This is a genomic window from Methanobacterium veterum (assembly GCF_000745485.1).
Classification (GTDB): Archaea; Methanobacteriota; Methanobacteria; order Methanobacteriales; family Methanobacteriaceae; genus Methanobacterium_D; species Methanobacterium_D veterum.
On sequence record NZ_JQJK01000009.1, the window covers coordinates 568541 to 577892 of the forward strand.

Below are 9352 nucleotides of genomic sequence, written 5' to 3' on the forward strand. Positions count from 1 at the left end.
GCGGTTGATCAGAACTTTTCTGTTAAATATTCTTTATTTATTCATAAAAATATAATTTTTAGATTTTCCTTTTTGATCTAATGAGATTCTTTAATTTCTCCATATCGACATCTCTTTCATATAAGGGTGTATCTTCTTCATTGTAAACTGTTAAAATATCTTCATAAGGTGTTTTATTTGGATTAATGTATAAAACTCCAAGTGGGAATTTAAGATATTCTATGGCTTTTTTGAAGGCTTCACTCCTATTGTGGGGGTCATATGAGTCATCAAGATAGTACACATTTTCTTTAAACCATTTGAATGTATTTATTTTGTTATATGTAACACAGGGTTGGAATACATCGACAAGGGAATATCCTTTGTGTTCAATTGCTTTTTTAAAGATTTCTTTCATATGATTCATATCTCCTGCAAATGTCCTGGCAACAAAAGATGCATCAAGGCCAATTGCAATAGATAGTGGATTAAAAGGTTCTAAAGATACGCCTTCAACCTGCAGCGGTGTTTTAAAATCTTTTTGAGTGGTTGGTGACGCTTGGCCTTTGGTCAGACCGTAAACCATGTTGTTGTGCACTATAGTAGTTATATCTGGATTTCGACGGATTGTGTGCATGAAATGGTTTCCACCTTCTCCATACATATCTCCATCACCTGTTGTAACTATCACTTTAAGGCCCTTATTTACGGCTTTTATTGCAGTTGCAGGAGAAGCTGCCCTGCCGTGAAGGCTGTTATATGTGTTGGATTTAAGGTAGTGGGGAAGTTTCCCGGCTTGACCAATTCCAGATACAAGTACAAGCTCGCGGGAATCTATTTCAAGCTCAGCAAGAGCCATTTTCAATGTCCTGAGAATTGAAAAGTCCCCACAACCAGGACACCACGCAACATCTGCATTTCGAACATCAAAGACTTTTGGATCCATTATAATCCCCCTGTGACGCTTTTTAAGGTTTCTATAACTTCTTCAACTGAAAAAGGCATTCCATTATATTTCAGTGATTTTTCACCAATTTCAAAGCCAGTTTCCATTTTTATGAGATTTGCAAACTGCCCCTGGGCATTATTTTCAAAAATAATTGTTTTTTTGGCTTTTTCAAGATAGTTCTTAGTTTCCCTGTGTAGTGGATAAACCTGCTTGAAATATAAAAAGGCAGTTTTATCATTTTTCAGGTTATCTAATGCCTCTTTTATAGCACCATATGTAGAGCCCCAACCTATGGCCAGAATATCATAATCTGAAGGCCCTATAAGTTCTGGAGGAATTACATCTTCTTCAATTCCTTTAAGCTTTTTATAAAGGCGTTTTTCTACCATTCTATTTCTGAGATTGAGGTCTTCGGTTATGTGCCCTTCTTCATCGTGTTCATCTGAATCAACGACTACAAGTCCATCTCCATATCCTGGAACTCCTCTTGGAGATATTCCATTTTCAGTTATTTCATATCTTTTGTAGTTTTCATCTGTTTTAACGATATATTTCTGGAATTTTACTTCATCCAGGTTAAGGTCAGGTAAATTGTAGTATATGTCTGCAAAATACTGGTCGGAGAGTATAAAAACAGGGATTTGGTGTTTGTCTGCAAGGTTAAATGCATGGTGTGTTAAATAAAATGCATCTTCGAATTTTCCGGGGGCAAAAATTGCCCTTGGAGTTTCACCTGGGGCAGAATAAAGGGCAAGTTTAAGATCTTCCTGTGCAGTTCGTGTAGGTAGCCCAACTGCAGGGCCTGGGCGCTGGGCAAGGTATATAACTAGGGGAGTTTCAATCATCCCTGATAGTCCTACAGCTTCACTCATGAGTGCAAATCCACTTCCTGAAGTTGCTACAACTGATCTTGCACCGGCATAAGAGGCCCCTAGCCCCATATTTATTGCAGCTATTTCATCTTCGGCCTGTTCAAAAATCATACCAAATTCTGTTGAATTTCCGGCAATGAAAGTTTGAAGAGGGGTAGAAGGTGTCATGGGATACGAGGACATGAATTTACAGCCCCCTGCAATGCAGCCAAAACCTACTACTTCTGTGCCGTTTAATAAAAGCTCATCTCGTATTTGGGGGTCTTTTTTAATGTTAATATTGAATTTACCAGAGTTTATAATGTCTTCTCCAACTTTATAACCTTCTTCACCAGCTTTAAGGTCGCCTTCCAGTATTTTCTCGCCTTTCCGTCCAAACATGGCATTTATACATTCATCAAATGTTTCCTTGTCTATATTTAAAATTCTTGAAAGCGCACCTGCAGCAATGATGTTTGCAAATATGGGCCCTCCAATAGCTTTAGCAGTTTTTAAAAATGGAATTTTTATCAGGGAGGGTATTTCTATATCTTTTAAAGTGTCTTCATCTCCCATTATAATTGTGTCATCAGATATTCTATCTTTAAGGTGATCTATGGCTCCTCTGCTGATTGCAATGAGGATATCTATCCTGTTAACATAAGTCATTACTCTATTTGAGGATACCCTTATTTCAGTGGAGTTTTCTCCACCTCTTATTCGTGACATGTACTCTTTTGAGGAGAAAACATTGTATCCTCCGAGCTTGACTGCCTGCACAAGTATTTCCTCGACAGTTTGTATTCCCTGCCCTGCCTCACCACACAGGACTATGGAGACATCTTCTTTTAAAGATTCAGACATGGTTTATCACCACTTAAGTAATAAGATTCATGCAATTCATCGTAAATATATATTGGTTGAATTTTACTTAAGTTTTGGCATTTACCTTATCTAAAAAGTTTAATCATGTAGAATCTAAAAATAACAGTTTAAAATAAGATATTTTAAATTAAATTTTATAAAATAAAATTAAAAAGAAAAAAAGGGATTAAATTTAACTTAGATTATCCCTTACCCATTTTGCTCCAGCTTCAAGTATTTCGAGGTTAACTGGAATCAATTTTGGCTTTTTAGAGAAGGTATGTTTTATGGCATCTTTAAATACTTCTTCTGGAAGTTCAGTGTATCCAAGAGCCATTAAAACTCCAAGTAAAACGGTATTGCCCGCTCTTTTGACTCCATGCTCTTTTGCAATCTTAAATGCAGGAACAGAAATAGCCTCAATACCTTCGGGGGCTTTAAAGTACCCTATTGATGAATCATAGATAATTAAACCACCATCTCTTACTTCACCTACAAATTCTTCCAGTGAAGGTTTATTTAGAGCTACAAGAACATCAACCTCATTAACTACTGGAGAACCTATTACTTCACCTGACATAATTACCGCACAGTTGGATGATCCTCCTCTCTGTTCAGGTCCGTAGGCAGGGTAATATGATACGTAGTGCTGTGCTTTCATCCCTGCTTCTGCAAGGGTTAAACCCATACTTAAAACACCTTGACCACCAAATCCTGCGATTTTAACCCGTTTTTCTCCAAAATCAGGGTTATTTATGGCAGCTCCTGTGCTTTCACTTCCAATATTAAATAGTTTGTTGAGTGATTCCTTTGAAAAGTCACTTTTACCCCTGCAAAGAGGTTCTACTTCTTTAGTTCTATCTCTAAATCTTTTAAGAGGAAACTCTTTTTCCATCTCTTCGTTAATGAATTTTTCCGCGCCGAGAGCGTCTTGTCTGAGGTTAGTTGGGCATGGTGAAAGGAATTCAACAAATGCATATCCTTTGTTTTCTTTCTGTATCCTGAGCGCTTTTTTAACGGCTATTTTTGCTTTTCTTATGTGTTTAACATCTGAAAGCGAAACTCTTTCAATAAATACGGGTGCATTGAGGTTATCTAGAAGTTCACACATGTGAAGTGGGTAACCTGCAAATCTTGGATCTCTTCCAGTAGGACAGGTTACAGTGACTTCTCCAATGAGAGTGGTAGGTGCCATCTGCCCTCCAGTCATTCCATAAACAGTGTTGTTTACGAAAAAGACTGCAAGTTTTTCCCCACGGTTTGCAGCTTGAATTGTTTCGTTAAGTCCAATTGAGGCTAAATCTCCATCTCCTTGATACAGCATTGCAATTGCATTATCTTCTGCCCTTGTAATTCCTGTTGCAACAGCGGGAGCTCTTCCGTGAGCTACCTGTACATTTCCGCAGTCAAAATAATAATACGCAAATACTGCACAACCTACTGGGCTTATAAGTACGGCTCTATCTTCTATTTCGAGCTCATCTAGGGCTTCTCCAATGAGCTTGTGTAAAATCCCATGGCCGCAGCCTGGACAGTAATGTGTTGCTGTGGGTGCGCTGCCTCCTTTCCTTTCAAATGTGTCGAGGATGGACTCCGGCTTTTTAATGATTTTTTCTTCCATTTTATTCCCCTCCAAAAATATTTTCAATATTTTTGTCGTTCAGGAAATTCTTGGAATTTCCTTCAATCCCCGCAACTTCTTTTATTTTATTTAAAACATCACGGGGTTCTATAATGTTTCCGCCCATTCTATTTACAAGTTCTACATCCTTGCATTCAATTGCCATTTTAATGTCTTCACGCATCTGCCCGTTGCTCATTTCGACAGATATGAACTTGGGATTCTTGGAATTGGCGATTTTTTTAAGTTCTTTTTCAGGGAAGGGGAACAGGGTTTTTGGCCTGAAAAGACCTGCTTTAATACCTTCCTTCCTTGCAGCTTCCACAGCAGATCTTGATATTCTGCTGCTTATTCCATAGGATACAATGACTATTTCAGCATCATCCATCATGTATTCATCGTATTTAACTTCTGCTTCCTGTATTTTCTGGTACTTTTCCTGGATTTTATAGTTAAATTCTTCTAACTGGTCAAAGTCCAGGAATATGGATGTAACAAGATTACTTTTTGTTTCAGCATTTCCACATACTGCCCATGATGTGTCAATTTTAGGTTCAACTGCTTCTTCTGGGAACTGAAGTGGTTCTACCATCTGGCCGAGAACTGCATCTGCAATGATTATAACTGGATTTCTCCATTTTTCTGCAATTTCAAATGCTTCCATGGTAAAATCACACATTTCCTGGACAGAATTCGGCGCTAATACTATGTTTTTGTAATTACCATGGCCTCCACCTTTTACAAGCTGGTTGTAGTCTCCCTGTTCGGGCCCAATATTTCCAAGTCCGGGGCCTGCCCTCATAACATCTACAATGACGCAGGGCAGTTCTGCTCCTGCTAAAAATGATATTCCTTCTTGTTTTAAGCTCATACCTGGGCCTGAAGATGCTCCTAAAACTCTATGGCCTGCTGCAGCCCCGCCGTAAACCATGTTTATGGCGGCTTCTTCTGATTCTGCCTGTACAAACTTCCTTCCTACAGCGGGGAAATATTTAGAAGCTTCATGAAGAATTTCACTTGCGGGTGTGATTGGGTACCCAAAATAACAGTCACAGCCGGCATACATGGCTCCTATTATAATTGCAGTGTTTCCTTTTATAAGTTGAGTTGCCATGTTCAATCCTCCTTCTTTTCAGTTTTCTTTGGAATATGAATTTCAATAGCTAATGGCTCTGGGCATGTATAATAACAATCTCCACATCCTGTACACCCTTCGCCTTCATAAACTGCGTATCTGTATCCTCTTTCATTTACCTCATCACTCATCTTTAGAGCACCTGTTCTACATGCTAAAATACATCTCTCGCATGCTTTACATTCTAAAGCGTTGATTACAGGGTAAGGTTCTTTTCTTGATTTAGACATAATACATCCTTCTAAATTAATTAGATTATTTAAATAAACTAACTCTCAAATTCTTTTTGAGAGATTTAAAAATTTAAAATTAAAAAAAATAATTAGTAATTTTATATATTCTAATTATTCATGATCTTTGTTTCGTATTTCAACTCTTCTTATCTTCCCACTTATTGTTTTAGGGAGTTCATCCACAAATTCAATAACACGGGGATATTTATAAGGTGCTGTTACATTTTTAACATGATTTTGAATCTCTTTTTCTAATTCTTTTGAAGGTTCATAATCTTTGGTAAGTACGATTGTGGCTTTTACCACCTGTCCCCTTACAGGGTCAGGGAATCCAGTTATGGCACATTCTAACACTGATGGATGTGATATAACTGCACTTTCCACTTCAAATGGGCCAATTCTGTAACCTGAACTTTTGATTATATCATCTGTTCTTCCAACAAACCACAGATAACCGTCTTCATCCATCCATGCAGTATCGCCTGTGTGGTAACATCCATCGTACCATGTTTCATTTGTTTTTTGAGGGTTGCGGTAGTAGCCTCCAAACAGTCCTATTGGCTTTTTATCTCCAGTTCGAATGACAATTTCTCCCTCTTCACCAATATCTGCGGGTTTATTTTCTCTATCCACAATCATGATATCATAAATTGGTGATGGTTTTCCCATTGAACCGGGTTTTGGTTTAATCCATGGGAAATTGGCGATAGACACAACTGTTTCTGTCTGACCGAAACCTTCTCTTAAGGTTAAACCTGTAAATTCATAGAATTTATTGTAAACTTCAGGGTTTAAAGGTTCTCCTGCTGTTACTGCATATTCCAGGGTTGAAAAATCATATTTTGACATATCTTCCTTTATCATGAACCTGTAAATAGTTGGTGGAGCACAGTAGGTTGTAACCCCGTATTTTGAGGCTTTCTCCAGCATATGTGCAGCATCGAACCGTTCATAGTCATATACAAATACGGCACTGCCGGATATCCACTGTCCATATAACTGGCCCCAAACTGCTTTTCCCCAGCCAGTATCAGCAACTGTGTAATGAAGTCCATCTTCCACTACATTTTGCCAGTATTTTGCAGTGACTATATGGGCCAAAGGGTAAGTAAAGTCATGTTTAACCATTTTTGGAAGGCCTACAGTTCCTGATGAGAAATAGATTAGAGATATATCATCATTTGTCGTATCATCATTGCCTGTAGGGCGGTTGAATTCAAGAGGACTTTCTTCAAGTTCTTTCCTAAAGTTTAACCATCCCTCTCTATCTTCATCCCCTACTATAACTTTTATAACCTTTGTATCATCTAGTTCGGAATCTGCTTCATCGAAATATTCTGGAACGCCGTCTTCAGCAATACAGACTACCATCTTAAGTCCTGCACTTTCTATTCTGTATACTATATCTTCAGCTCTTAGCATGTGGGTTGCAGGAATTGCTATTGCCCCTATTTTGTGAAGGCCAATAATGCAGAACCAGAATTCATAGCGCGCTTTAAGTGTAAGCATTACAGTATCGCCTTTTTTAATTCCACACTTTTTAAAGAAGTTAGCGGCTTTATCACTGTAATATTTCATATCTGCAAAGGTGAAAACTTGTTCATCACCTTCATCATTGCACCATACCATTGCAATTTTATCTGGAATATTTTCTGCATATTCATCGACAACATCGTAAGCGAAATTAAAATTATCTGGAACATGTATCTTAAAATTCTCTTTAAAATCTTCGTAAGATTCAAATTCCCTCTTTGGAACAAATTTGTTTAATAAGGAAGACATAATTTTTACCTCTTTTTGCTGGTTTTTTACATTACTATAGCAAGAAATTTAGCTGTTTTATTGTTCAACGCTTCCATAGCATGTTCATATGATGAATCAAAGAATATTGAATCTCCTTCCTCAAGAATGAGCTCATTATTGTGAATGTAGATCTTAAGAGTCCCTTCAAGAACATAATCAAATTCATGTCCTGGATGTGAATTTTTGGAAGGTTCTTTATCCATATCCTTTGGATCGACAGTAACAATAAATGGCTCTGCTTTTTTATGGATAAATTTTTCAGCAAGGTTCTCATATTTGTACTGTTTACGCCTCTCTACTGCTGCTCCTTTACCTTTCCTTGTAACAGTGAAAATGTGCATTCTGGTTTCTTCACCAGTAAGCAGCAGACCCATATCAACACCTAGTTTATGTGCTATTTCATACAGAATACTTGCAGGAATATCTAAAGCCCCACTTTCGTATTCCCTGTATTTTTCAACATCAATTTTCAGGTATTCCGCCATTTCTTCGGCACTTATTTCTGATAAATCCCTAAGTTCAAATATGCGTGATCCTATTTCTTTTGTTTTTTCGTTCATGCTGACACCATCTCTTCGAAATCTGAATATTTTAAGTGTGTAATATTTTCAAAGTAACTTAAAATTGAGAATGATAAAAATTTAAGTGTAACTATTATATTATATAATGATTATTAATGACAATTTATGTTTACTGATATTTATAAATGATCGTCTCACAGATGATTTACTTTTTTATTTAACTTGTAAATTATGCTAAGTCCAAAGTTCAACAAGCTAAATCATTTGTTAAAAATACGTTCCAAAAGCAGTGAATTATTCAAAAATAAATCAAAAAGAAAAAAATGCATATGCTTTGCCTAGAAAGGCAGTGTAGCATATGTGCCGTATACTGTAGCTGTTGCAGTGTTCCAACTATTTATAACACCAAAAGTGTTGCTTGAACTGGTTGCATCTGCATTATACCATTTACCGTTAATCCAAACCTGTGCAATAACGTGCCCGTACCAGTTACCGCTTGAGAATTTAGCATAAACATGTTCGTATCGCGCTGGTATTCCTGCAGCCCTTTCAAGAGCGATTAACAGGTGAGCTGTATCAACACAGTTCGCTGTTTTTGAAGATAATACTCCAATTGCACCATATTTGGTGTTGTAATAGAATGAATAACCAATATTATCCCTTACCCAGTTAAATATTGCCACTGCTTTATCATATGTCGATGATTTACCGCTTGTTATTGATTTTGCCAGTGCGTGGATTTGTGAATTGGTTACCTGGCAGTTTGTTGTTGCTTGAAGGTACTGCTGTAAATCTGAGGGTATGGAATAAGATCCAGGGTTTGCAACTGCGGAATCCACTGAAACATAATTTGGTAAAACTTTGTTTGTACCGTAGTAGTTGACTACTTTGGAAAACATGTAAATTAAAGTTTCATACTGAACTTTTCCTAAAGAGCTTGATGCATAACTAGGAGCTGTGCCATTTGAATCTATAAATGATTTAATCGATTGAGCGATCTTAAGGAATTCTGTCTGGTTTATATTTCCGTATATGTAATCTCCAGTTGAATTTGTAGGGCTGCTCACGTTCCCTATGGATATGGCTGTATTTGTTCCGCTGTTGATTTGCAGTAGACTTGTGACTAGTAATTGTAAGAATTGTGGCATTGTAATTTGGTTTGTACCAATTGTTACATAGTTTGGGAGTTTGTTGTTGGTTTCGATGTATGATTTTACGCTTGCTGCTGCTGTGGTAATTTGTGTTGTGGTGAATGTTGTGCCGTTGGTTGTGAATCTGATGCCGTATGCGTTTATTGGGTTTCCTGCTAAGTCTGTTATGCTTCCGGGGTTTAGTATTATTGCATATTGTGTTGCTTTGGTTAAATTGTTGTTTAGGGTTATTGTTAAGACATTTC

General features: G+C 37.3%; 8 protein-coding genes. All 8 read right to left on the minus strand.

Going from position 1 to position 9352, the window contains the following annotated elements:
• Positions 1-58: 58 nt before the first annotated feature.
• Complete coding sequence (locus EJ01_RS05895) at positions 59-925, minus strand: thiamine pyrophosphate-dependent enzyme (RefSeq protein WP_048082310.1); 867 nt, start codon at positions 923-925, stop codon at positions 59-61.
• Positions 925-2643, minus strand: coding sequence for a 2-oxoacid:acceptor oxidoreductase subunit alpha (locus tag EJ01_RS05900; protein ID WP_048082311.1), 1719 nt, complete (start codon positions 2641-2643; stop codon positions 925-927). Before EJ01_RS05900 ends, EJ01_RS05895 begins: the two co-directional genes overlap by 1 nt.
• Before the next feature lie 193 nt (positions 2644-2836).
• Positions 2837-4264, minus strand: a complete 1428-nt coding sequence (locus tag EJ01_RS05905) for a 2-oxoacid:acceptor oxidoreductase family protein (RefSeq protein ID WP_048082312.1) — start codon at positions 4262-4264, stop codon at positions 2837-2839.
• A gap of 1 nt (position 4265) precedes the next feature.
• Positions 4266-5378: a 3-methyl-2-oxobutanoate dehydrogenase subunit VorB gene (locus EJ01_RS05910; RefSeq protein ID WP_048082313.1), complete on the minus strand. Its 1113-nt coding sequence runs from the start codon at positions 5376-5378 to the stop codon at positions 4266-4268.
• A 2-nt stretch (positions 5379-5380) separates the two neighbouring features.
• Positions 5381-5629: a 4Fe-4S dicluster domain-containing protein gene (locus EJ01_RS05915; RefSeq protein WP_048082314.1), complete on the minus strand. Its 249-nt coding sequence runs from the start codon at positions 5627-5629 to the stop codon at positions 5381-5383.
• Between the two features lie 114 nt (positions 5630-5743).
• Positions 5744-7414 (minus strand): AMP-binding protein, encoded by a 1671-nt coding sequence (locus EJ01_RS05920; RefSeq protein ID WP_048082315.1) that lies wholly within the window; start codon positions 7412-7414, stop codon positions 5744-5746.
• Between the two features lie 26 nt (positions 7415-7440).
• Positions 7441-7995 (minus strand): helix-turn-helix domain-containing protein, encoded by a 555-nt coding sequence (locus tag EJ01_RS05925; RefSeq protein ID WP_048082316.1) that lies wholly within the window; start codon positions 7993-7995, stop codon positions 7441-7443.
• A 299-nt stretch (positions 7996-8294) separates the two neighbouring features.
• Positions 8295-9352 (minus strand): transglutaminase domain-containing protein (locus EJ01_RS05930; RefSeq protein ID WP_048192858.1); only part of this gene is annotated, 1058 nt, incomplete at its 5' end.